At 67.6% G+C, this 21,515-nt stretch carries 22 protein-coding genes and 1 pseudogene; 13 read left to right on the top strand and 10 right to left on the bottom strand.

Annotation, left to right across the window (positions count from 1 at the left end; translation table 11 throughout):
- Position 1: 1 nt before the first annotated feature.
- Both ACO07J_RS20440 and ACO07J_RS20435 read right to left on the bottom strand, forming a co-directional pair.
- Positions 2-1,030: a quaternary amine ABC transporter ATP-binding protein gene (locus ACO07J_RS20440; protein ID WP_422032384.1), complete on the bottom strand. Its 1,029-nt coding sequence runs from the start codon at positions 1,028-1,030 to the stop codon at positions 2-4.
- Between the two features lie 151 nt (positions 1,031-1,181).
- Positions 1,182-2,123, bottom strand: coding sequence for an ABC transporter substrate-binding protein (locus ACO07J_RS20435; RefSeq protein ID WP_422033476.1), 942 nt, complete (start codon positions 2,121-2,123; stop codon positions 1,182-1,184).
- A gap of 218 nt (positions 2,124-2,341) precedes the next feature.
- Here ACO07J_RS20435 and ACO07J_RS20430 point away from each other — a divergent pair, with 218 nt between their 5' ends.
- The gene (locus ACO07J_RS20430) at positions 2,342-3,271 is read left to right on the top strand and encodes a LysR substrate-binding domain-containing protein (protein ID WP_422032382.1); all 930 of its coding nucleotides are present in this window, start codon (positions 2,342-2,344) and stop codon (positions 3,269-3,271) included.
- A 4-nt stretch (positions 3,272-3,275) separates the two neighbouring features.
- Here ACO07J_RS20430 and ACO07J_RS20425 read toward each other — a convergent pair whose 3' ends face one another.
- A complete protein-coding gene (locus ACO07J_RS20425) occupies positions 3,276-4,202 on the bottom strand; it encodes a histone deacetylase family protein (RefSeq protein WP_422032380.1) in 927 nt (308 codons plus the stop codon).
- 98 nt (positions 4,203-4,300) lie between these two features.
- On the opposite strand from ACO07J_RS20425, the gene ACO07J_RS20420 reads away from it, so the two are divergent.
- The 6 genes and pseudogenes from ACO07J_RS20420 to ACO07J_RS20395 all read left to right on the top strand — a co-directional run bounded on the left by ACO07J_RS20420 (position 4,301) and on the right by ACO07J_RS20395 (position 10,737).
- Positions 4,301-5,656, top strand: a complete 1,356-nt coding sequence (locus ACO07J_RS20420; protein WP_422033474.1) for a mechanosensitive ion channel family protein — start codon at positions 4,301-4,303, stop codon at positions 5,654-5,656.
- Positions 5,657-5,817: 161 nt separating this feature from the next.
- The gene (gene rsfS, locus ACO07J_RS20415) at positions 5,818-6,207 is read left to right on the top strand and encodes a ribosome silencing factor (RefSeq protein ID WP_300896381.1); all 390 of its coding nucleotides are present in this window, start codon (positions 5,818-5,820) and stop codon (positions 6,205-6,207) included.
- A complete protein-coding gene (rlmH, locus tag ACO07J_RS20410) occupies positions 6,208-6,678 on the top strand; it encodes a 23S rRNA (pseudouridine(1915)-N(3))-methyltransferase RlmH (RefSeq protein WP_422032378.1) in 471 nt (156 codons plus the stop codon).
- A gap of 107 nt (positions 6,679-6,785) precedes the next feature.
- Positions 6,786-8,253: pseudogene (gene gpmI / locus ACO07J_RS20405) on the top strand (2,3-bisphosphoglycerate-independent phosphoglycerate mutase).
- The gene (locus tag ACO07J_RS20400; RefSeq protein ID WP_422032376.1) at positions 8,250-9,383 is read left to right on the top strand and encodes a murein hydrolase activator EnvC family protein; all 1,134 of its coding nucleotides are present in this window, start codon (positions 8,250-8,252) and stop codon (positions 9,381-9,383) included. Before gpmI ends, ACO07J_RS20400 begins: the two are co-directional and overlap by 4 nt.
- Positions 9,384-9,390: 7 nt before the next feature.
- Positions 9,391-10,737, top strand: a complete 1,347-nt coding sequence (locus tag ACO07J_RS20395) for a S41 family peptidase (protein WP_422032374.1) — start codon at positions 9,391-9,393, stop codon at positions 10,735-10,737.
- Between the two features lie 77 nt (positions 10,738-10,814).
- Here the strand turns inward: ACO07J_RS20395 and ACO07J_RS20390 are convergent, their stop codons facing one another.
- The 3 genes from ACO07J_RS20390 to ACO07J_RS20380 are packed head-to-tail and all read right to left on the bottom strand — an operon-like array spanning position 10,815 to position 12,824.
- Positions 10,815-11,486: a class I SAM-dependent methyltransferase gene (locus ACO07J_RS20390; RefSeq protein WP_422032372.1), complete on the bottom strand. Its 672-nt coding sequence runs from the start codon at positions 11,484-11,486 to the stop codon at positions 10,815-10,817.
- Positions 11,483-12,373, bottom strand: a complete 891-nt coding sequence (locus tag ACO07J_RS20385) for an NAD(P)/FAD-dependent oxidoreductase (protein ID WP_422032370.1) — start codon at positions 12,371-12,373, stop codon at positions 11,483-11,485. The genes ACO07J_RS20390 and ACO07J_RS20385 overlap by 4 nt, the downstream gene beginning before the upstream one ends.
- Complete coding sequence (locus tag ACO07J_RS20380; RefSeq protein ID WP_422032368.1) at positions 12,363-12,824, bottom strand: RrF2 family transcriptional regulator; 462 nt, start codon at positions 12,822-12,824, stop codon at positions 12,363-12,365. The genes ACO07J_RS20385 and ACO07J_RS20380 overlap by 11 nt, the downstream gene beginning before the upstream one ends.
- Positions 12,825-12,987: 163 nt before the next feature.
- Between ACO07J_RS20380 and rpiB the strand changes: the two genes are divergently transcribed.
- Positions 12,988-13,425 carry a ribose 5-phosphate isomerase B gene (gene rpiB / locus ACO07J_RS20375; RefSeq protein WP_422032366.1) on the top strand — a complete coding sequence of 146 codons (438 nt, stop codon included), beginning with the start codon at positions 12,988-12,990 and terminating at the stop codon, positions 13,423-13,425.
- A gap of 4 nt (positions 13,426-13,429) precedes the next feature.
- On the opposite strand, the gene ACO07J_RS20370 is transcribed toward rpiB, so the two are convergent.
- Entirely contained in the window at positions 13,430-14,167 is a 738-nt protein-coding gene (locus ACO07J_RS20370; RefSeq protein ID WP_422033472.1) for a glutamine amidotransferase, read from the bottom strand.
- Positions 14,168-14,297: 130 nt separating this feature from the next.
- Here ACO07J_RS20370 and ACO07J_RS20365 point away from each other — a divergent pair, with 130 nt between their 5' ends.
- The 3 genes from ACO07J_RS20365 to lpxK are packed head-to-tail and all read left to right on the top strand — an operon-like array spanning position 14,298 to position 16,715.
- Positions 14,298-14,540 carry a DUF4170 domain-containing protein gene (locus ACO07J_RS20365; RefSeq protein ID WP_422032364.1) on the top strand — a complete coding sequence of 81 codons (243 nt, stop codon included), beginning with the start codon at positions 14,298-14,300 and terminating at the stop codon, positions 14,538-14,540.
- A 7-nt stretch (positions 14,541-14,547) separates the two neighbouring features.
- The gene (locus tag ACO07J_RS20360; RefSeq protein WP_422032362.1) at positions 14,548-15,726 is read left to right on the top strand and encodes a 3-deoxy-D-manno-octulosonic acid transferase; all 1,179 of its coding nucleotides are present in this window, start codon (positions 14,548-14,550) and stop codon (positions 15,724-15,726) included.
- The gene (gene lpxK / locus ACO07J_RS20355) at positions 15,726-16,715 is read left to right on the top strand and encodes a tetraacyldisaccharide 4'-kinase (RefSeq protein WP_422032360.1); all 990 of its coding nucleotides are present in this window, start codon (positions 15,726-15,728) and stop codon (positions 16,713-16,715) included. Before ACO07J_RS20360 ends, lpxK begins: the two co-directional genes overlap by 1 nt.
- 30 nt (positions 16,716-16,745) lie before the next feature.
- Here lpxK and ACO07J_RS20350 read toward each other — a convergent pair whose 3' ends face one another.
- Genes ACO07J_RS20350 through ACO07J_RS20340 form a run of 3 tightly spaced genes read right to left on the bottom strand, consistent with a single transcriptional unit; the run spans position 16,746 to position 19,184 of the window.
- A complete protein-coding gene (locus tag ACO07J_RS20350; protein WP_422032358.1) occupies positions 16,746-17,861 on the bottom strand; it encodes a CaiB/BaiF CoA transferase family protein in 1,116 nt (371 codons plus the stop codon).
- A complete protein-coding gene (locus tag ACO07J_RS20345; RefSeq protein WP_422032356.1) occupies positions 17,858-18,658 on the bottom strand; it encodes a DsbA family protein in 801 nt (266 codons plus the stop codon). The genes ACO07J_RS20350 and ACO07J_RS20345 overlap by 4 nt, the downstream gene beginning before the upstream one ends.
- Before the next feature lie 16 nt (positions 18,659-18,674).
- Positions 18,675-19,184: a DUF721 domain-containing protein gene (locus ACO07J_RS20340; RefSeq protein ID WP_422032354.1), complete on the bottom strand. Its 510-nt coding sequence runs from the start codon at positions 19,182-19,184 to the stop codon at positions 18,675-18,677.
- Between the two features lie 83 nt (positions 19,185-19,267).
- On the opposite strand from ACO07J_RS20340, the gene mutY reads away from it, so the two are divergent.
- Positions 19,268-20,326: an A/G-specific adenine glycosylase gene (mutY, locus tag ACO07J_RS20335; protein ID WP_422032352.1), complete on the top strand. Its 1,059-nt coding sequence runs from the start codon at positions 19,268-19,270 to the stop codon at positions 20,324-20,326.
- A 34-nt stretch (positions 20,327-20,360) separates the two neighbouring features.
- Entirely contained in the window at positions 20,361-21,506 is a 1,146-nt protein-coding gene (locus ACO07J_RS20330) for an alkane 1-monooxygenase (protein ID WP_422032350.1), read from the top strand.
- Positions 21,507-21,515 lie beyond the last annotated feature (9 nt).

Here is a 21,515-nt window from a genome sequence, read left to right as displayed (position 1 = left end):
CTCACTGGTCCCCCAGCAGCACGTCGAGCGCCTTGCGCCGTTCCAGCACGCCCATCAGCGTGCCGTCCTTCGCCGTCACCGGCAGGTGATCCCGCGTGTCGTTCACCAACAGCCGGGCCAGTTGCAGGATGGTCATGTCGCCCTGCACCGGCTCGCCCTCGGGCGCCTGACCGTTCACGGGCGATGCCAGCACGCCGGCATGCACCACGCGGGCCTTGTCGATATCCTCTGTGAACTTGCGAACATAGGCCGTCTGGGGGTTCAGCACGATCTGGTCGGGCGTGTCGCATTGCTCGATCGCGCCGTCCTTCATTATCGCGATACGGTCGGCCAGGCGCAGCGCCTCGTCGAAATCGTGGGTGATGAAGACGATGGTCTTGCCCAGCATGTCCTGCAGGCGCAAGAATTCGTCCTGCATCTCGCGCCGAATGAGCGGGTCAAGCGCCGAAAAGGGCTCGTCGAGGAACCAGATATCCGGCTCGATGGCAAGCGAGCGGGCGATGCCCACCCGCTGTTGCTGGCCGCCCGAAAGCTCGCGCGGGAAGTAATCCTCGCGCCCCTCCAGCCCTACCAGCTTGATCACCTCGAGCGCGCGCTCACGCCGCGCGTGCCTGTCCTGCCCGCGCATTTCCAGCGGGAAGGCCACGTTTTCCAGCACCGTGCGGTGCGGCAGCAGGCCGAAGGACTGGAACACCATGCCCATCTTGGAACGCCGCAGCTCGATCAGCTCGTTCTCCGAAAGGGCCATGATATCCTGCCCCTCGACCTCGATCGTGCCGCCGGTGATGTCGTGCAGGCGCGAGAAACAGCGCACGAGCGTGGACTTGCCCGAGCCCGACAGGCCCATGATGACGAGCATCTCGCCCTTGGCCACGTCGACCGAGACATCCTTGACCCCGGCGATGTAGCCGTCGGCGCGGATCTGGTCATAGCTGTGCCCCTCGGGCATGGACCGAAGGTACCCCTTCGGATCGGCCCCGAAAATCTTCCAGGCGTTGCGGCAGGAAATGACGGGGGGTTCGCTGGTCATGGTCGGTTTATCCCTGTCTGGTTCATGCCGAGCTTACGGCAGGCCCGCGAAGTGACCAAATCGTCCGTGCCGCGCGGGCGACCCGGGCGAAAGGAGCGATGGAAATGCCCCCTGCCCGGCCACGCGGCCGGACAGGAGGCGGACATGCGGGTCAGGTGGCGCCTTCCGGCATCCACGCTTTCCAGACATCCTCGTTCTCTTCCAGCCAGATCTGGGCGGCTTCTTCCGGCTCGTACTCGTCGATATCGACCAGCTTGGCCATGTCGGCGATCTGGGCATTGGTGAAGGAGATCTTGGTCAGCACCTCGTAAGCGTTCGGCCACTTGTCCTTCATCCCGTCCCAGGCGGCCTTTTTCAGGTAGCCGTCGGCGGGGTTGCCGCAGTCATAAAGCGCGTCGGGGTTCGGGCCCTTCGCCGGATCGGTGTCGCAGCCGTCTTCCCATTCCGGGAACTCGACGAACTCGCCGGGCCAGACGGCTTCGGCAAAGTTGGGCGTCCAGTTGAAGACCAGCACCGGCGTCTTGTCCGACTCGGCCGCGCCGATATGCGCCCAGAGGGCGGCGGCGGAGCCCGCGTTCTTCACCACGTAGTTCAGGTCGAGCGCCTCGGCCCGTTCCTTGCCGTGCTTGAGCCAGTCGACGGGGCCGTCGAGGAACATGCCCTTGTCACCGCTTTCGGCCGTGGCGAACAGTTCGGCACAGTCGTTGAGCGCCTTCCAGTCGGGCAGGCCCGGGCAGGCCTCCTTGGTCCACATCGGGTACCACCAGTCTTCGCGCGTCACCGCGTCATGATCGCCCGCGTCGTGCAGGCCGCCCTTTTCCAGAGCGGTCCGGAACGAGGCGCCGAACGCGCCTTCCCAGACCTCGAGCTCGAGCGTCACGTCGCCAAGGCGGACCGATTCGTAGACCGCCTGGCTGTCGGTGGTGACGAATTCGACGTTGTTGCCCATCATCTCGTACATCTGGCCGACCACGTGCGACATCACGATCTGGCTCGACCAGTTGTGAATCGGGATGACGATCGGCTCGGAACTGTCTTCCTGCGCCGTCGAGGCGGTCGCCATGGCCAGGCCAAGCGCCGCCACCGACACCATTTTTGCTAGTTTCATGTTAACTCCCCATTGCGGTTCGAGCGCCCGGTTTGTCCGGGTCGCTTCTTTCAGCAGGGCCAGTATCGCAAACATCCGGGCCGGTTCTGATTCTAAATTGGTTGTGGTTGGCCCCAAAAAAAGTTTGGCAAACCCCGGCGCGGCCCTGTACCTTATGCTGCAACTGCATTCTTCACCTGCCCCACCGCGGAGGCACGACAAAGATGCTTAAAAACAGGGCGGCCCTGCCACGGCTCGACTACCTGCTGACCTTCGAGGCGGCGGCGGAGCTGGAAAGCTTTGCCGCGGCCGCGAAAGAGCTTCACGTCAGCGAAACGGCGGTCAGCCGCAAGATCCGCCTGCTGGAGCATCATTTCAACTGTGCGCTCTTCGTGCGGGGGCACCGTTCTGTGCGGCTGACCGATCACGGGCGCAAGCTTCTGAACGGGATCGTGCCGGCGCTGAAGACGCTGGAACGCGCCTCGGAGAACATGCTGAGCGAGCGCCAGCGCAGCACCGTGCGGATGGCCGCCACCAACTCGGTCTCGTCGCTGTGGCTGATGCCGCGGTTGCACAAGTTCCACCAGTCGAACGCCAACATCACCATCAGCCTGGTATCCTCGGACATCGACAGCGAATGCCTGGCCGAGCATTTCGACCTGACGATCCTGCGCGGCGACGGCGACTGGCCCGGCTATACCGCCGACAGGCTGTTCGGCGAGACGGTGTTCCCGGTCTGCGCGCCCGGCTACCTGCTGTGCGAGCCGCGGGTCGAGAAGGTCGAGCAACTGCCGGCGCAATCGCTGATCGAGGTGACGAACAACCACACCGAATGGCTGAACTGGAAGACGTGGCTGGGCCATCACGGCATCGACCCGGCCAGCGTACGGCTATCGACCTTCGTCAACACCTACCCGCTGGCGATACAGGCGGCGATCGACGGGCTGGGCATCGCGCTGGGCTGGGGGCACCTGGTCGACCGGCACCTGCAGGCCGGCACGCTGGTCAAGCCGCTGGGCGAGACGCATGTGCGCACGGAGTCGGGCTATTACCTCCTGCGGCGGAACGGCGCGAAACCGCACGCGGAAAGCGACGTGGTGGCCGAATGGCTGATGAGCGAGAGCGCAGCGCGCAAGCGGTACGCCACCGGATAGCGGTTCAGCCGCCGGCGCGGATCAGCTCGTCGACATGCGCTGCGGCGCCGCGCGACAAGCCGCCCAGGTCGTATCCCCCTTCGAGGCAGGACACCACGCGCCCCTCGCCGTGCCGGGCTGCGATCTCGCACAGCTTGCGCGAGACCCAGGCAAAATCGTCCTCGTCCAGCATCAGGTTGGCCAGCGGATCGGCCTTGTGGGCGTCGAACCCGGCCGAGATGATCAGAAGCTCCGGCTTGAACTCTTCCAGCGCCGGGAAAACCTGCGCCTCGTAGGCCTTGCGGAACCCGTCGCCGCCGGTCTGCGGGGCGAGGGGGACGTTGATGACGTTCTCATGCGCGCCGCGTTCCTCCGCCGCGCCGGTGCCGGGCCAGAGCGGCATCTGGTGGGAGGAAACGAACAGCGTGCGCGCCTCGGACCACAGCAGATCCTGCGTGCCGTTGCCGTGGTGCACGTCGAAATCGACCACCGCCACCCGCGACAGGCCGTGCCGGTCGAGCGCGTGTTTGGCGGCGATGGCGGCGTTGCCGAACAGGCAGAAACCCATCGGCGTTTCGGTCTCGGCGTGGTGGCCGGGCGGGCGCGTGGCGACGAAAGCGTTCGCGGCCTCGCCGGCCATCACCATGTCGACCGCCTGCAACGCCCCGCCCACGGCCCGCATCGCGGCGTCGAAGGAGCCGGGCGACATGTGCGTGTCGGCATCGAGCGCGACGATCCCCTCGGACGGTTCCGCCGCGCGGATGCGGTCGAGATAGGCCTGCGGGTGAACCAGGCAGATATCGTCGTCGCTGGCCTCCGGCGCCTCGATCCGGGTCAGGGCCTTGCCCTCCAGCGCCGCCATCAGGTGTTCCAGCCGGGCGACGCGCTCGGGGTGGCCCGCGGGCGTCAGGTGGCGGGTGCAATCGTCATGGGTCACGAGAAGGGTGGTCATCATGGTCTCCGGTTGTCGCGGATGCCGAGCCTACGCCAGATGGCCCCCATGTCCAGTGCAGACTTGCCGGGTGCGCCCCGGCGTGTAACTCTTTGACCATGGAAGAGGAAATCAACACCCTCGAGGATGCACAGGAAATCGCCCTGGGCGTCTGGGACCAGGTTCAGGTTTTTGCGCTGAACCTGCTCAGGCCGTGGAACGCCTACCAGGTCGCGATCATCGTCGGGCTGGTGGTGGTGGCGCATGTGCTGTCTCGCCTGTTCGGCCCGCGCCTGCACGACTGGATGCGCGCGCGAGAGGGCTGGCCGAAATGGCGGATGCGGTTCCTGGTGCTTATCCACCGGCGGCTGCGGCTGATCTTCTTCGTGCTGCTGAGCTGGCCCGCCGTCTGGATCATGCGCGAGGTGACGTGGCCCAGCCGGTCCTACCTGTTGTTCATCGTGGCCCAGCTTGCGCTGGCCTGGCTGATCATCGCCATCGTCACCCGGCTGATCACCAACGGCGTGATCCGCTCGGCCGTGCGCTATGTCGGCTGGACATGGGTGACGCTGAGCATCCTCGACCTGACCGACGAGGCGCAATCGCTACTGGAAAGCGCGGCGATCGAGATCGGCGAGATGCGCCTGTCGCTCTGGGTGATCCTGCAGGGCATCGCCGTGATCATGCTGCTGATGTACGGCGCGCGGTTCATCTCGGGCACCACCTCGGCGCGGATCCGGTCGAACAAGGAAATCTCGCCCTCGATGCAGGTGCTGGCGATCAAGCTGCTGCAGGTGGTGCTTTACGGCGCGGCCTTCTTCATCGGGCTGAAGGCCGTGGGCGTCGACCTGACCGGGCTGGCCGTGCTGTCGGGGGCCATCGGCGTGGGCCTTGGCTTCGGCCTGCAGAAGGTGGTGTCGAACCTCGTCTCGGGGGTGATCCTGCTGCTCGACCGGTCGATCAAGCCGGGCGACGTGATCAGCCTTGGCGAAACCTTCGGCTGGATCAACAGCCTTGGCGCGCGCTACGTCTCGATCACCACGCGGGACGGCAAGGAATACCTGATCCCGAACGAGGACCTGATCACCGGCCAGGTGGTGAACTGGTCGCATTCCAACGATTACGTGCGGCTGGATATCTATTTCGGCACCGCCTATGCCGACGATCCGCACGAGGTGCGGCGCATCGCCATCGAGGCCTCGCAGAAGGTCGAGCGGGTGCTGAGCTTCAAGAAACCGGTCTGCCATATCGTGGGGTTCGGCGACAGCTCGGTCGATTATATCCTGCGCTTCTGGATCTCCGACCCGACCGGGGGGCTCACCAATATCCGGGGCAATGTCTACCTGGCGCTTTGGGACGCGTTCAAGGAGAACGGCATCTCCATCCCCTTCCCGCAGCGGGAGGTTCGGTTGCTGGGCAACGACCCGGAACCGCCGGGATCGGAGCTGCCGACGGCCGCGAGCGTCAAGGACTGACGAAAAAGGTGGCGCAAATGCGCCACGGCGTATTTGCCACCCCCGCCATTCATTGAAATGTCACCCTGCGCTTGCTACCTTTATGTCATGCCCGGCACCGGGGCTTTGGACGGTGTGCAATGAAGGAGGACAATGTCCTGTCTTTTACGGCTGATGCGGCAATGGCCGCTGACCCTGCGGCGCAAGGCTTGCCCGCAATGAACGCAACGAGCGAAACGCAGCTTGAGCGTATCCTGACCTCACTTGACGACGACAAGGCCGAAGACATCGTGCAGATCGACCTGCGCGGGAAAACCGCGATCGGCGATTACATGGTGATCTGCTCCGGCCGGTCGAGCCGTCAGGTCTCGTCGATCTCGGAGAAACTGGCCGAGCGCCTGAAGACCGAGCTTGGCGTCGCCAGCAAGATCGAGGGCAAGGATACCGGAGACTGGGTGCTGATCGACACGGGCGACGTGATCGTCCATGTCTTCCGCCCGGAAGTGCGCGAGTTCTACCAGCTGGAAAAAATGTGGCTGCCGACCCACCAGGCCGCCGCCACACCAAGCTGAATGCGCGTTCATATCTGTGCCGTGGGCCGGCTGCGTTCCGGCCCTGAGCGCGATTTGCTCGATGATTACCTGGCCCGGTTCGACCGGACGGGGCGGGCGCTGGGGCTTGGCCCCGCTGCCATGACCGAGGTCGAGGACCGCAAGGGCGGCGGCATGAGTGCCGAGGCCGAGCTGCTTGACCGGGCGATCCCCAAGGGCGCGCTGACCGTGGCGCTGGACGAGCGCGGCAAGCTTCTGTCATCCCCGGATTTCGCCGACCTCCTCGGCCGCTGGCGCGACGAGGGGCAGGGCGACGTGGCCTTCGTCATCGGCGGTGCGGACGGGATCGAGCCCGCGCTGCGCGACCGCGCCGATTTCAAGCTGTCCTTCGGCAAGATGGTCTGGCCCCACATGCTGGCCCGGGTGATGCTGGCCGAACAGCTCTACCGCGCCGCCTCGATCCTTGCCGGCGCGCCCTATCACCGGCAATGAGCCGCCACGACCCCGCAATTCCGCGGCATATCCCCGCCTGTTAACGCAAACCGGTTTCCCCTGCCTTGCGACCGCGCTAGAAGGCGCGCAGGCAGGCAGGAGTGACCATGAGCGTACCCAAACCCGTTGTGCTGTGCATTCTCGATGGCTGGGGGCTGTCCGACCGGACCGAGGCCAACGCGCCGGTGCTGGCCGATACCCCGCATTTCGACCGGCTGATGGCAACCTGCCCGCATTCGACGCTGATCACCCACGGCCCCGACGTGGGCCTGCCCGAGGGGCAGATGGGCAATTCGGAGGTCGGCCACATGAATATCGGCGCCGGCCGCGTGGTCGAGATGGACCTCCGCCGCATCGACCAGGCGATCGAGACCGGCGCCTTTGCCACCCTGCCCGGCGTGCTGCGCTTCGTCGAGAAGATGAAGGAGACGGGCGGCACCGCGCATATCCTGGGCGTGCTGTCCGATGGCGGGGTGCATTCGCATATCACCCACATGATTGCCGCCGCCAACGCCCTGACCGGCCACGGGATCCCCGTCGCCATCCACGCCTTCACCGACGGGCGCGACGTGGCGCCGGTCTCGGCCAAGTCCTATCTCGAGGCGCTGCGCCGGTCGCTGCCCGAAGGCGCCTATATCGCCACCGTTTCGGGCCGGTATTACGCCATGGACCGCGACAACCGTTGGGAGCGGGTGCAACTGGCCTACGAGGCGCTGGCACAGGGCAAGGGCTACACCGCCGCCACCGCCGCCGAGGGCATCGCCAACGCCTATGACAAGGGCCGCACCGACGAGTTCATCAAGCCGCGCGTGCTGGGCGATTACGCCGGCATGGCGGATGGCGACGGCATCCTCTGCCTCAACTTCCGGGCCGACCGGGCGCGCGAAATCCTCGCCGCCTTCGCCGACCCCGATTTCGACAGTTTCGACACCGGCACGCGCCCCCGCTTCGCCATCGTCAGCGGCTTTACCGAGTATTCGCGGCGCCACTCCACCTACATGGATTGCATCTTCCCCGACGAGCGCCCCGCCAACACGCTCAGCGAATGGGTCGCCAGGCAGGGCAAGACCCAGTTCCACGCCGCCGAGACCGAGAAATACCCCCATGTCACCTTCTTCCTGAACGGCGGCAAGGAAGCCCCCGAGGACGGCGAAGAGCGCTACATGGCTCCCTCCCCCAAGGTCGCGACCTATGATCTGCAGCCCGAGATGTCGGCGGCGGAGGTGACCGATCACTTCGTCGGCGCGATCGAGAAGGGCTTCGATCTGATCGTGGTGAACTATGCCAACCTCGACATGGTGGGCCATACCGGCGACCTGACGGCGGCCATCGCCGCCTGCGAGGCGGTCGACCAGGGGCTGGGCCGCGTGCTGGAAGCGCTTGACAAGGCCGGCGGCGCGATGATCGTGACGGCGGACCACGGCAATTGCGAAACCATGATCGACCCCAGAACCGGCAAGCCCCACACCGCCCACACGCTGAACCCGGTGCCTGTCATCCTGACCGGCGGGCCGGAAGGGGCTCATGGGGCTCGACAAACCCGCCGAGATGACCGGGGAGAGCCTTATTTCATGAGGCTGGCGGCCGCGCTCATAGCCCTGTGCCTTGCCGGCGCGGCCACCGCGCAGGAGGCGGCCCAGCCCGCCGAGGCCGCCCGCGCCGCCGCCACCCGGCTGGCCGAGGCGAGCGCCCTGCTCGACGAGGCCGATGGCGCCCGCAACCGCGTGCGCGCCCTGACCGAGGCGATCCGCGCCTACGAGGACGGGCTGGAAGCCATGCGCGAGGGCCTGCGCCGCGCCGCCATCCGCGAGGAGGTGCTGTCGCGCGACCTGCAGGCCCGCGAGGGCGAGATCGCGCAATTGCTGGGCGTCCTGCAGGGCATCGGCGCGTCACCTACCCCGGTGCAGCTTGTCCATCCCTCGGGCCCCGTGGGCACCGCCCGTTCGGGCATGATCCTGGCCGAGGTGGCCCCGGCGCTCGACATTCGCGCCCGCAGCCTGCGCAAGGATTTGCAGGAGGTGAGCGTCCTGCGCGCGCTGCAGGAAAGCGCGGCCGACAAGCTGCAACAGGGGCTGGAGGGCGCCCAGACCGCCCGCGCCGCCCTCAGTCAGGCGATTGCCGACCGCACCGACCTGCCGAAGCGCTTTACCGAGGACCCGGTGCAGACCGCCCTGCTGGTGGCCTCGACCGAAACGCTGGAAGGTTTCGCTAGCGGCCTCAGCCAGATCGCGGTGGACGAGGCCCCGGGAAGCCTGCCGGGCATCTCGGACCGCAAGGGCGAATTGCCGCTGCCGGTCAAGGGCACGATCCTGCGCCGCGCCGGAGAGGCCGACGCCGCCGGCATCACCCGCCCCGGCATCGTCATGGCCACCCGCCCGCGGGCGCTGGTGACCACCCCGGCGCCGGCCACCGTGCGCTATCGCGGCTCACTGCTGGATTACGGGAATGTGATCATTCTCGAGCCTCAGGCGGGCATTTTACTTGTGATCGCGGGGCTTGATGTGGTCTATGGGAAGACAGGTGAAGTGCTGCCCGGCGGCAGCCCGGTCGGCCTGATGGGCGGGCCGGATACCGGCGCCGACGACCTTCTGACCCGCGAGGGCAGCGGCAACGGCGCCGGACAGACGGAAACGCTTTACGTAGAGGTCAGGCAGGACAACACGCCGGTTGATCCCGAGGCGTGGTTCAAGACAGACAGAGGATGACGAACCGATGAAGAAATTCCTTATGGCTGCAGTGGCCGGAACGCTGGCCAGCGTGGTCGTGACAACCCAGGTCGCCGCGCCGCTTCTGGCGCAGGAATCCGCCAAGACGACGAATGTCTACGAACAGCTGGACCTGTTCGGCGACATCTTCGAGCGCATCCGCTCGCAATATGTCGAGGAGGTCGACGAGGGCGAGCTGATCGAGGCCGCGATCAACGGCATGCTGACCTCGCTCGACCCGCATTCCAGCTATCTCTCGCCCAACGACGCCGCCGACATGCGCGTGCAGACGCGTGGTGAATTCGGCGGCCTCGGCATCGAGGTGACGCAGGAAGAGGGCTTCGTGAAGGTCGTCTCGCCGATCGACGGCACCCCGGCCGACAGCGCGGGCGTCGAGGCGGGCGATTTCATCACCCATGTCGACGGCGAAAGCGTGCTGGGCCTGACCCTCGACGAGGCGGTCGACATGATGCGCGGGCCGGTGGGCTCGGAAATCGTGATCACCGTGGTGCGCGAGGGCGAGGCCGAGCCGTTCGACGTCTCGATCATCCGCGACACCATCAAGCTGACCGCCGTGCGCGCCCGGACCGAGCGGAACTCGGTCGTTCTCCGCGTGACCACCTTCAACGACCAGACGTTCAAGAACCTCGAAAGCGGCCTCAACGAACAGATCGAGGAAGCCGGCGGGATGGACAAGGTCACCGGCATCGTGCTCGACCTGCGCAACAACCCCGGCGGGCTCCTGACCCAGGCGATCAAGGTGGCCGACGCCTTCCTCGACAAGGGCGAGATCGTCAGCACCCGGGGCCGCAACCCCGAGGATGGCGAGCGCTTCAACGCAACCGAGGGCGACCTGGCCAACGGCCTGCCGATGGTGGTTCTGATCAACGGCGGCTCGGCCAGCGCGTCGGAAATCGTCGCCGGCGCCCTCAAGGATCACCGCCGCGCCATCGTGGTCGGCACCAAGAGCTTCGGCAAGGGCTCGGTCCAGACGGTCATGCCGCTGCGGGGCGACGGCGCGATGCGCCTGACCACCGCGCGCTACTACACCCCGTCGGGCCGCTCGATCCAGGCGCTGGGCGTCTCGCCCGACATCGTCGTGGCCCAGCCCCGCACCCCCCCGGCCAGCGAGAACGAGGACGAGGCGGAAGAGAACACCCGCCCCCGCTCGCGCTCCGAGGCCGATCTGCGCGGCCGGCTGGACAATGACAGCCTGTCCGAGGACGAGATCCGCCAGATCGAGGAAGAGCAGGAGCGCGCCGAAGAGGCCGCCAAGCTGCGCGACGAGGATTACCAGCTGGCCTATGCCATCGACATCCTCAAGGGCCTCACGGCGCTGAACGGCGGCAACTGAGCCGGCCTCACAGACACCGGAAAGGCCGCGGCATTGCCCGCGGCCTTTTCCTATGCGGCGCCCATGAACGAACGGTGTCACCCCCGGATCGCGAGCCACCCCTTGAAGGTCAGCGCGGCGTAGAAAAGCTCGATCCTCCCGAACCCCGCCTCGCGCAGCACCGCCTCGTCCTCCTCCGGCAACAGCGACGGAAGGCGCGCCTTCATCGCCTCAACCCCCTGCTCCGCCTGCTCCCGCGGCATCCCGCGCGCCGCCTGATACCGCGCATAGCGCCACAGCCAGCGATCCGCCTGCCCGTCCTCCGCGGGAAAGCTGTGATGCGCCACCACCAGCGGCGCCCCGGGCCGAAGCCGATCCGCCAGCCGCCGCAAGGTCTGCACCCGCTCCTCTCGCGGCAGGAAATGCAGCGTCAGCAGGCAGACCGCCCCGTCGAACGGCCCCGCCGGCGCATCCCCGATATACCCCTCGTGCAGCACCACGCTGTCGGCCATCCCGCCCATCGTCGCCCGCGCCTGGTCCAGCATCGCCGCCGACGGGTCGATCCCGTCGAAACGCCAGCCGGCATGGGCCGCGGCCAGCGCTCGAAGCTCCAGCCCGCCGCCAGCACCCAGCACGAGGATCCGCGCCCGCTCGGGCACGTGCTCGGCCAGAAGCAGGCCGGTCATGACGTGCAGATCGCGCAGCCCCGGCACCTGCCGCGCCACCCTTTCGGCATAGCCCGCGGCATGGCCGGGAGTCGTCTCGCTCATGCCTCCGGCCAGACCAGCGAGCGGTGGACCTGAGCCCCGGCCATCGCGCCGTCGCTCACCGCCAGCGAGACCGAATGCGGCATGGTGGCGACGTCGCCGCAGGCATATATGCCGGGCACCGTGGTCTGTTTCGCCGCGTCGGTGCGAAGGATCATCCCCATCGGCGTGTCCTCCAGCGCGCAGCCGGCCCGTTCCGCCAGCGGGCTGGCGGGCGAGACGGTCGGCGCGGCGAAGAGCCCCGCAAAGGCAAGCCGGCGGCCATCGGCAAGACAGATATCGGCCTCACCCTCGATCCTCTCGATGACCGCATCCTCGACCGTCACCCCGCGCCTCTCCAGCGCCTCGCGCATATCGGCCTCAAGCGCGACCGCGCCATTGGGAAAGAACGTGACACGCCCCCATTCCGTCAGCAATTCCGCCTGATGCACCGACATCGGCCCGCTGCCGATCACGCCGATCGGGCCCCGGTCGAGCTCGTAGCCATGGCAATAGGGACAGTGAAAGACCGACCGGCCCCAGCGTTCCCCGATCCCGTCGACCTCCGGCAGCGTATCCCGCACCCCGGCGGCCATCAGAACCCGGCGCCCGGTGAGGGGCGCCCCGTCGCCCAGCCCGACCTCGAACGCATCCCGCGCCCCGTCGAGCGTCGCGGCCTCCCCCTCGATCCACGTCAGGTCCGCGTAACGCTCCAACTGCGCCCGCGATTGCGCGGCAATCTCCCCGGGCGGGACACCGTCCTGTGACAGGAACCCGTGGGCGTGGCTGGCAAACCGGTTCCGGCGCAGCCCGGCGTCGACGATGGCCACCGACCGCCGGGCGCGCAGCAACTGAAGCGCCGCTGCCATACCGGCATAGCCGCCGCCAATGATAACAACATCATGCACCATTCTTCCAATCCTCGACCTGCTGCCGCCGGGCGGCGAAGCGCTCCGCGAAATCCCGTGCGAGATCGGCCAGCGTCACCTCCCCCATGCGCCGAAGAAGCAACGCCTCGGCCTCGGCAAAGGTCTTGTCCAGCGCGGCGTTCACCGACTGCTCGACAAGGCATTCCGGCGCGTCGTTGCGGTGGCCGATGGCGAAGACATCCGGCTCTTCCAGCGCGACATGCAGGTCGCGCAAGGTAATCGCCGACAGGTCCGCCGCGATCCGCCAGCCCCCGGCCTGCCCGCGGTCCGACGCCACGATCCCCGCCCGGCGCAGGAACCCCATGGTACGCCTTACCACCACCGGGTTGGTCCCGAGGCAGCGCGAAAGCTGTTCCGAGGTCATCGGCGCGTCCCGCTCGGCCATGTGCAGGAGCGCGTGGAGGACGGAGGAAAGGCGGCTGTCCCGTTTCATGTAACTTCATATGTTACGATTCGCCCGGCACCGCAAGCCCCCACCCGAACCGCGGCAAGATACCGCCCGCGGCGACGTCCTTTCGGGCTTCCGAAAGCCGGCCGGGTTTGCTAGGCGGTCCCCACCTCCCATTCACGACACTCCAGATCGGGGCACCCCTCCCATGACCAGCAAGCGCATCGTCCTTTCCAGCGACCACGCCGCCATCGACCTTCGCAAGGCCATCGCCGAGCACATCACCGCCGCCGGGTGGGAGGCCGTGGATATCGGGCCGATGACGCCCGAAAGCACCCACTACCCCAAACACGGGCAGGCCGCGGCGGAAAAGGTCGCCTCGGGCGATTGCGCGCTCGGCATCATCCTCTGCGGCACCGGGCAGGGCATCATGATGGCCGCCAACAAGGTGAAGGGCATCCGCTGTGGCGTCTGCTCCGACACGTTCTCGGCCCGGATGATCCGCCAGCACAACGACGCCAACATCCTGTCGCTCGGCGCGCGGGTGGTGGGCGAGGGGCTGGCGCTGGAGATCGTCGACGCCTTCCTGTCGACCGAGTTCGAGGGCGGCCGCCACGCCACGCGCGTCGAGATGATCGAGGGCTAAGCCCTCAGCCGTAGCGCGCCACGAAGTTCCGCAGGATCATCTCCGGCGCGAACACCTCCGCCGCGCGGCACATGGCGATCAGGTCATCCGCCGTCTCGGGCGGGAAATACCCCTTGTTGCGATAGATGCGGATGCGGGTCTCGAACCCGTCCGCATCGGCCTCGGGGTGGAACTGCGTGGCATAGACATGCGCGCCGTGTCGGACCATCTGGAACGGGCAGGCCTCCGACCGCACGAGGTGCACACAACCCTGCGGCAGCGCCTGCAGCGCTTCCTTGTGGCCCACGAAGGCGTCGAACGCCGTCGGCACGCCATCGAGGAGCGGGTCGTCCTTGCCCTCCGCCGTCACCTCGCAGGCCGACGTGCCCACCGGCTCGCCATGCGCCCGCTTGCTGACATCGCCCGCCAGGTGCTTGCCGAGGATGCCGATCCCGTAACAGCAGCCGAGGAAAGGAAAATCGCGCGCCGTGATCTCGGGCATCAGCGACAGCACCTGCCGCTCGATCCGCACCTCGACCTCGGTCTTCTCCTCCGGCGCGTCGCTGACACAGCCGGGGCCGCCGCCCACGATCACGCCCGCCAAATCATCGAGCCGCAGGTCGCCGGGCAGGTCCTCCCGGTCCAGCCGCACCCGCCGCGCCTGCCCCTCCTCCAGCCCGCCCTTGCGCAGGATCGCCGCGAACTCGTCGTCGGCGGCCTCCTGTTCGGGGCGCAGCTGCAGCACGAGGAAGGGTTTCGACATGGTGGATCGGTCCCGCAAGAAAACCCCTCCTGACTGGCCGCTTTCCCGCCCCCCGTCAAGGCGCCGTGCTTGACCCTGCCGGGCAAAGGACTACCCTGCGCCCGATTTGACCCAAGCGGGAGGACACACCATGACCCAACGCCTGCACCTCGTCTTCGGCGGCGAGCTGGAAGACCCCTCGCGCAACGTCTTCAAGAATATCGACGACCTGCATATCGTCGGCATCTTCCCCGATTACGACAGCGCCTACAACGCCTGGAAATCCGAGGCGCACCGCACCGTCGACAACGCCCACATGCGCTATTACATCGCCCACCTGCACCGCCTCCGCGACGAGGAAACACCGGCCTCGTCAACCGAGGAATTGGGCTAAACCGGCCGTGGCAGGGCGTGAACCGTCAAGCGACAGCACCGCCCCGCCCTCGCGGCCCGAGGGCGAGGTTGTCTGGTGCCATGCCACCACCCGCACCCATTCCGACGTGGCGCTGCACCTCGCCGACCGGCTGGCCCATGCCCGGCCCGATATCCACGTGCTGCTGACCGGCGCGCCCGACATCCTTCCCGACGAGCCCGGCAGCGTCTACGTGCACCCCACCCCGGCCGACAACTCGGGCGCGGCGCAGGCCTTCATCAACCACTGGCGCCCCGATATCTGCGTCTGGACGGCGGGCGACCTGAAACCCGCGATCCTGGCCGCGGCGCACCGGACGGGCATTCCGCTCTACCTCGTCGATGCCGACGAATCGCGGCTCACACAGCCGGGTTGGCGCCTTTTGCCCAATGCCAGCCGCGGCGCGTTGCGGCGGTTCTCGTTCATCATGGCGCGCACGCCGGGCACCGAGACCTTCCTGCGCCGCCGCGTCGGCCTGCGCGATGTCTCGATCCGCGTGACCGGCGCCCTGCGCGAGGAATCCAAGCCCCTTCCCTACAACGAAAGCGACCGAGAAGAGCTGACCGGGCTGTTGCGCGGTCGGCCCGTCTGGCTGGCCGCACGGGTTCATGTGGACGAGCTCGACGCCGTGCTCGAGGCGAACGAGGCCGTCATCGGCATGTCGCACCGGGTGCTGCTGGTCATCGTGCCGGCCAACCCCGAGGAAAGCGCGCCGTTTCACGCCGCGCTGAAGGCCAGCGGCCTGCGCTATATCACCTGGTCCGACGGCACCCTGCCGGACGAAACGACACAGGTGATCCTGGCCGACACACGCGGCGAACTGGGGCTGTGGTACAGGATTTCGCCCATATGCTTCATGGGTTCGTCGCTGGTCGCCGGCGCCCATGGCAGCGACCCGAACGAGCCGGCGGCGCACGGTTCGGCCATCCTCTACGGGCCCAATATCCGCACCTACCTTTCCGCCTATTCACGCTTCGCCGAGGCCGGCGCGGCGCGGATTGTGCGCGATGCCCGCACGCTGGCCGAGGCGGTGCAGCGGATCATCCCGCCCGACCAGTCGGCGGCGATGGCCCACGCGGCGTGGGACGTCGCCACCCAAAGCGCGGCGGTGATGGACCAGCTGGTCGACGCCATCCTCCTCGCCCTCGACGAACGCACGGTGGCCTGATGCGCGCGCCCGCCTTCTGGGACAGGCCGCCCGAGACGCCGGGCCTTGCGGCGCGGCTGCTGTCGCCCCTGGGCGCGCTCTACGCGCGGGCGACGGCGCGGCGGCTGGCCGGGGCCGAGGGGATCCGGCCCGGCGTGCCGGTGATCTGCGTCGGCAACCTCAACGCCGGGGGCACCGGCAAGACTCCTACCGTGATCGCGCTGGTGCAGCGGCTGCAGGCGAAGGGGCTGAAGCCCGTCGTCGTCTCGCGCGGCTATGGCGGCACCCTGACCGGCCCGGTGGAGGTCGATCCCAAGACCCACGGCTATGCCGAGGTTGGTGACGAGCCGCTGCTGATCGCCGCCTTCACCCCCGTCTGGATCGGTCGCGACCGGGCGGCTGCGGCCCGGGCGGCGGCCAAGGCCGGGGCCGACGTGATCGTGATGGATGACGGGTTCCAGAACCCGTCGGTGGCCAAGGATTTATCGCTGGTGGTGGTCGACGCCGCCCGCGGCTTCGGCAACGGGCGTTGCATCCCGGCCGGCCCCCTGCGGGAGCCGGTGGAAACCGGCCTCTCCCGCGCCGACCTGCTGCTCAGCATCGGGCCCGGGGACGCACAGGCGGCATTCCGCGAAACCTGGGGCCCCTCCCTCACCGTTCCGGCCCTGACCGGCCATCTCGCGCCGCTGCAGACCGGCATGGACTGGTCCGGCACCCGCTTCCTCGCCTTCGCCGGCATCGGCCACCCCGAGAAGTTCTTCGCCACCCTCCGCGCGCAGGGCGCCGAACTGTCCCGCGCCGAGGCGCTGGAGGATCACCAGCCGCTGACCCAGGCCCTGATGACCCGGCTTGAGGCGGAGTCGAAGCTGCTGAACGCCCAGCTCGTCACGACGGAGAAGGATGCCGTCCGTCTGCCGCAAGCCTTCCGTCAGAAGGTGCTGACCCTGCCGGTCAGACTCGAAATAGAAGATTGGTCGGCCTTCGAAGAGGCGTTAGAAAAGGTCCTATAGGGTGGGTGAAACCCACCATCGCCCAAAATCTCACCCGTCCTCGCCCAGCTTCGGCGACGCCCGCTCCAGCGCCAGCTCCGCATCGGAAAACGTGAACGGCCCCCGCACGCCCGGCACGCCGTCAAGCTCCACGCGCATCCCGCGCGCTTTCACCTGCGGGTCTTCAAACACCTCCGACAGGTCGTTGATCGGCCCGGCGGGAATGCCCTCGGCCTCGCAGGCGGCCAGCAGGTCGGCCTTGGAAAACGTCAACGTCCGCGCCGTCAGCGCCGCGATCAGCGCCTCGCGGTTCGCCACCCGGTCGGCATTGCGCAGGAAGTCCGGCGCCTCGGCCAGGTCGTCACAGCCCAGCACCCGGCACAGCCGCTGGTACTGCGCATCGTTGCCGGTGGCGATGATGATATAGCCGTCGGCACAGTCGAACACCTGGTAGGGCGCGAGGTTCGGGTGATAGTTCCCCGTCCGCCCCGGCGGCGTGCCGGTGGCGAGGTAGTTCATCGCCTGGTTCGCCGTCGCCGCCACGGCGCAATCGAGCAGCGCCATGTCGATATGCTGGCCCTTGCCCGTCCGCTCCCGCTGGTGCAGCGCGGCCAGGATACCGGCCACGGAATAAAGCCCGGTGAACAGGTCCGTCACCGCCACGCCCGCACGCTGGGGCTGGCCGTCAGGCTCGCCCGTGATCGACATCAGCCCCGACATGCCCTGGATGATGTAATCGTACCCGGCACGGTGGGCATAAGGCCCGTCCTGCCCGAACCCGGTGATCGAACAATAGATCAGCCGCGGGTTCAGCTCCGACAGGCTGGCGTAATCCAGCCCGTACTTGGCCAGACCACCCACCTTGAAATTCTCGATCAGGATATCGGCCTCGGCCACCAGTTCCCGCACCCGGGCCTGGCCCGCCTCGGTGCGGAAATCGACGGCCACGCTGGCCTTGCCCCGGTTGCAGGAATGGAAATAGGCGGCCGTCCGGTCCTCGCCCCGCTCGATGAAGGGCGGGCCCCACGCGCGGGTATCGTCGCCCGCGGGGCTTTCCACCTTGATCACCTCGGCGCCCAGGTCGGCCAGCGTCTGCCCGGCCCAGGGGCCGGCAAGGATCCGGGCCAGTTCGACGACCTTCAGCCCGGCCAGCGGTGCCTGCTTCATTCGCCGAGCGCCTCGTCCAGCACCTCTTTCAGCTCGTCATAGGACATGTTGGAATGCTGCTCGCCGTTGATCATCAGCGTCGGGGTCGAGCTGATCTCGTCTTCCTCGGCGTGCTCCTGGTACCAGGCGACCAGCGTCTTGGCCTTCTGGTTGTCGGTCAGGCACGCCTCGAGCTGGTCTTCCTCCAGCCCGGCCACCTTGCCGATCTTGCGCAGCCGGTCGGCGATGGCCACCGGATCCTGCCCGGTGCCGATCCAGTCGCGCTGCTGGGTATAGAGCATGTCGGCGATGCCGAAGAACCGCTCTTCCCCGCCACAGCGGGCGACCATTGCGGCCCAGAGCCCGTAGCGGTCGAAATAGACGTCGCGGTAGATGAAGTGGATCTTGTCGGTGTCGATGTAATCCGCCTTCAGCTGCTTGAATTGGTTCTGGTGGAAATTGGCGCAATGCGGGCAGGTGAACGAGGCGTATTCGATCATCGTGACCTTCGAGTCCGGGTTGCCCAGCGACATCTCGACGATGGTCGAGGTATCGATCTCTTCATCGGCCACCTCGGCGCCCTCATCGGTGGCAGCGCCATCCTCGGCCTCGGCGGCCTCTTCGCTCGCGGCCCCCTCTTCCATGTCGGCCGCCTCTTCCGTCTCGGCGGTCTCCGCCGCCTCGCCATCGGTCTGCTGCGCGTTGACGGCGGCAAAGGGCAGGTCGCTCTGCGCCGGGGTGGGCTGCGAGTTCAGCCACCACGCCAGGCCGGCAACAAGGGCAAGGGCCACGGCCCCGGGGATGATCATGCGGTTCATCGCGGAATTCCTTCGGTCAGGGTTTGCGTCTGGATAGAACGTTCCGGCCCAGGGCTTCAAGGGCCTGCCTCAGCCCCTCGTCATGGACCGGCGCGGCGATCTCGGCGGCGTGGCGCCCGGCCTCGGGGTCGGGCGCGGCCGCCGGGGCCTTTTTCGGGCGTGTCTCGAACGCCACCTGCCCCTCGGCAAAGCCGGTGGGGGCGGTCTGGGTGATGCGGATGCGGGCGATGGCGTTGTAGCCATAGGCCGCGTTCACCCGCTCGCGCAGGACCTCCTTCTGCATCTCCAGCATCGGGGCCTGCGCGCCGGTGGTCAGCACCGACAGGGTTGCGCCGAACCCTTGCCGGCCATAACTCACCTCGACGGGGCGGGCGATGGCGGCGATCTCGTCACCCACGATCTCGGCCCAATGGGTCAGCACGCGGCTCACGGCAAAGCCCCGCGTCTCGGACGCCTTGCGAATTTGCGGCCCCAACAGGGTCGCACCGCGCTTGAAACCGAATGTTGTGCCCTTGTGGGCGGGCATGGCTGACCTCCCGGCGGTTCTGCCCTAACTTAGGCCAAGTGGCGGGCGATGACAGCCCCCGAGATGAGGGAGAGGCATAACAGATGCGTGACGGGCAGGTTCAGGAACTCCTCGACTGGTACGACCGGCATGCCCGCGACCTGCCGTGGCGCGTGGGGCCGTCGGCGCGGGCGGCGGGCGTGCGGCCCGACCCCTACCGCGTTTGGCTGTCCGAGGTGATGCTGCAACAGACCACCGTCGCGGCGGTGAAAGCCTATTTCGAACGCTTCACCACGCTCTGGCCCACGGTGAACGACCTCGCGCGGGCCGAGGATGGCGTGGTGATGGGCGAATGGGCGGGGCTTGGCTATTACGCCCGTGCCCGCAACCTTTTGAAATGCGCCCGTGTCGTCGCGGAGGAGCATGGAGGCCGCTTCCCCGACACGCGCGAGGGGCTTCTGGCCCTGCCCGGCATCGGCCCCTATACCGCCGCCGCCATCTCGGCCATCGCCTACGACGCGCCGGAGGTGGTGGTTGACGGCAATGTCGAGCGGGTGATGGCCCGGCTTTTCAACATCCGCACCCCCCTGCCCGCCGCCAAGCCCGAGATGACGGCCGCCGCCGCCCGGATGACCCCGAATGAGCGCCCCGGCTGCTACGCCCAGGCGGTGATGGACCTCGGCGCCACCATCTGCACGCCCCGCTCCCCCGCCTGCGGCATCTGCCCCTGGCGCGAGCCTTGCCTCGCCCGCAGGGCCGGCGTGGAATCCGAGCTCCCCGTCAAGGCGCCGAAAAAGACCAAGCCCACCCGGTATGGCTACGCCTATGTCGCCCGCCGCACCGATGGCGCCTGGCTGCTGGAACGCCGCCCCGACAGCGGCCTCCTCGGCGGCATGCTCGGCTGGCCCGGCAGCGATTGGAACGAAGCCCCCCGGCCCGCCCCGCCCCTCGCGGCCGACTGGCACCGCCTCCCCGAGGAAGCCCGCCACACCTTCACCCATTTCCACCTGCGCCTGAAGATCGACGTGGCGCTCGTCCCCGCCGACACCGCACCGGCCCGCGGCACCTTCCTCCTGCCGAGGGATTTCCGCCCCGCATCGTTACCCACCGTCATGCGAAAGGTTTTTGACTTGGCGCATGGAAGCTTCGAAAATGCCCGCTAGACTGACCGCGCGGCAAGAACCGAGGAGCCACGCCATGATCCCTGCCAGACAGGCCATCAACCTGCAGAACGCCATCCCCTTCTGGATGTCGCTGCTGCTCGTGCCCGTCGCCATTCTCGGCGCCACCGTCGGCGGCTGGACGGTGATCCTCGTGCCGATCGTGACGTGGTATTTCTTCTCGATCCTCGACGCGATCCTCGGCCTCAACCTCGACAATGCCGACCCCGAGACGGGCGAGGATGACCTGACATGGTACAAGGCCATCACCCTCGTGTGGCCGCCGGTGCAGTTCGCCCTGCTCTTCGGGCTGATCTGGTACGTCACCGGCCCGGGCGATGCGCATCTCTCGGCACTGGAAACCATCGTGCTGTTCTTCGGCGTGGGCGTCATCACCGGCACCGTCGGCATCAACTACTCCCACGAGCTCATGCACCAGAAGGACCGGGGCGAGCGCTTCCTGGGGGACGTGCTGCTGTCGATGGTGCTCTACTCGCATTTCCGCTCCGAACACCTGCAGGTGCATCACCGCCATGTCGGCACCCCGCGCGACCCGGTGACCGCGCGCTACAACGAGGGCTTTTACCGCTTCTTCCCCCGCGTCCTGCTGGGCTCGTTGAAATCCTCCTTCAAGGCGGAAAAGGCCATGCTCGCCCGCAAGGGCCTGCCCTGGTCGGACCTGTCGAACCCGTTCTTCCGCTACTGGGTGCTGCAGGGCTTCATGCTGCTGCTGGCCATCCTGATCGGCGGCTGGGCCGGGCTCTTCCTCTTCCTCTGGCAAGCCTTCGTCGCGGTCTGGCAGCTCGAGCTCGTCAACTATGTCGAGCATTACGGCCTCACCCGCAAACACCTGGGCGAGGGCCGCTACGAACACGTCAAACCCCAGCACAGCTGGAACGCGGCGCACAAGGCGTCGAACTGGCTGCTGATCAACCTCCAGCGCCATTCCGACCACCATTACAAGCCCGATCGCCGCTTCCCGCTCCTGCAGAATTACGGACAGGACGAGGCGCCCCAACTGCCCTACGGCTACCCGGTCATGACCATGGCGGCGATGGTGCCCCCGGTCTGGCACCGCGTGATGAACCCCCGCGTGCGCCAGTGGCGGCAGATGTACTACCCCGAGATCACCGACTGGCTGCCCTACAACAAGGCCCAGAACCCCATGCCCCGCGGCGCCTGAGCAAAGCCC

Source organism: Roseovarius sp., from assembly GCF_965228755.1.
GTDB lineage: Bacteria > Pseudomonadota > Alphaproteobacteria > Rhodobacterales > Rhodobacteraceae > Roseovarius.
This window is presented reverse-complemented; position numbering and strand designations above follow the sequence as displayed.

What these genes read in the sequence shown, in the direction of transcription:
- ACO07J_RS20440 (WP_422032384.1), bottom strand. Translation starts at nt 1,030, where the DNA reads ATGACCAGCGAACCCCCCGTCATTTCCTGCCGCAACGCCTGGAAGATT.
- mutY (WP_422032352.1), top strand. Translation starts at nt 19,268, where the DNA reads ATGCGTGACGGGCAGGTTCAGGAACTCCTCGACTGGTACGACCGGCAT.
- ACO07J_RS20365 (WP_422032364.1), top strand. Translation starts at nt 14,298, where the DNA reads ATGACCCAACGCCTGCACCTCGTCTTCGGCGGCGAGCTGGAAGACCCC.
- ACO07J_RS20350 (WP_422032358.1), bottom strand. Translation starts at nt 17,861, where the DNA reads ATGAAGCAGGCACCGCTGGCCGGGCTGAAGGTCGTCGAACTGGCCCGG.
- ACO07J_RS20340 (WP_422032354.1), bottom strand. Translation starts at nt 19,184, where the DNA reads ATGCCCGCCCACAAGGGCACAACATTCGGTTTCAAGCGCGGTGCGACC.
- ACO07J_RS20380 (WP_422032368.1), bottom strand. Translation starts at nt 12,824, where the DNA reads ATGAAACGGGACAGCCGCCTTTCCTCCGTCCTCCACGCGCTCCTGCAC.
- ACO07J_RS20370 (WP_422033472.1), bottom strand. Translation starts at nt 14,167, where the DNA reads ATGTCGAAACCCTTCCTCGTGCTGCAGCTGCGCCCCGAACAGGAGGCC.
- ACO07J_RS20345 (WP_422032356.1), bottom strand. Translation starts at nt 18,658, where the DNA reads ATGAACCGCATGATCATCCCCGGGGCCGTGGCCCTTGCCCTTGTTGCC.
- ACO07J_RS20385 (WP_422032370.1), bottom strand. Translation starts at nt 12,373, where the DNA reads ATGGTGCATGATGTTGTTATCATTGGCGGCGGCTATGCCGGTATGGCA.
- ACO07J_RS20330 (WP_422032350.1), top strand. Translation starts at nt 20,361, where the DNA reads ATGATCCCTGCCAGACAGGCCATCAACCTGCAGAACGCCATCCCCTTC.
- ACO07J_RS20425 (WP_422032380.1), bottom strand. Translation starts at nt 4,202, where the DNA reads ATGACCACCCTTCTCGTGACCCATGACGATTGCACCCGCCACCTGACG.
- ACO07J_RS20435 (WP_422033476.1), bottom strand. Translation starts at nt 2,123, where the DNA reads ATGGTGTCGGTGGCGGCGCTTGGCCTGGCCATGGCGACCGCCTCGACG.
- rpiB (WP_422032366.1), top strand. Translation starts at nt 12,988, where the DNA reads ATGACCAGCAAGCGCATCGTCCTTTCCAGCGACCACGCCGCCATCGAC.
- ACO07J_RS20400 (WP_422032376.1), top strand. Translation starts at nt 8,250, where the DNA reads ATGAGGCTGGCGGCCGCGCTCATAGCCCTGTGCCTTGCCGGCGCGGCC.
- ACO07J_RS20395 (WP_422032374.1), top strand. Translation starts at nt 9,391, where the DNA reads ATGAAGAAATTCCTTATGGCTGCAGTGGCCGGAACGCTGGCCAGCGTG.
- ACO07J_RS20430 (WP_422032382.1), top strand. Translation starts at nt 2,342, where the DNA reads ATGCTTAAAAACAGGGCGGCCCTGCCACGGCTCGACTACCTGCTGACC.
- ACO07J_RS20390 (WP_422032372.1), bottom strand. Translation starts at nt 11,486, where the DNA reads ATGAGCGAGACGACTCCCGGCCATGCCGCGGGCTATGCCGAAAGGGTG.
- rsfS (WP_300896381.1), top strand. Translation starts at nt 5,818, where the DNA reads ATGGCCGCTGACCCTGCGGCGCAAGGCTTGCCCGCAATGAACGCAACG.
- rlmH (WP_422032378.1), top strand. Translation starts at nt 6,208, where the DNA reads ATGCGCGTTCATATCTGTGCCGTGGGCCGGCTGCGTTCCGGCCCTGAG.
- ACO07J_RS20420 (WP_422033474.1), top strand. Translation starts at nt 4,301, where the DNA reads ATGGAAGAGGAAATCAACACCCTCGAGGATGCACAGGAAATCGCCCTG.
- lpxK (WP_422032360.1), top strand. Translation starts at nt 15,726, where the DNA reads ATGCGCGCGCCCGCCTTCTGGGACAGGCCGCCCGAGACGCCGGGCCTT.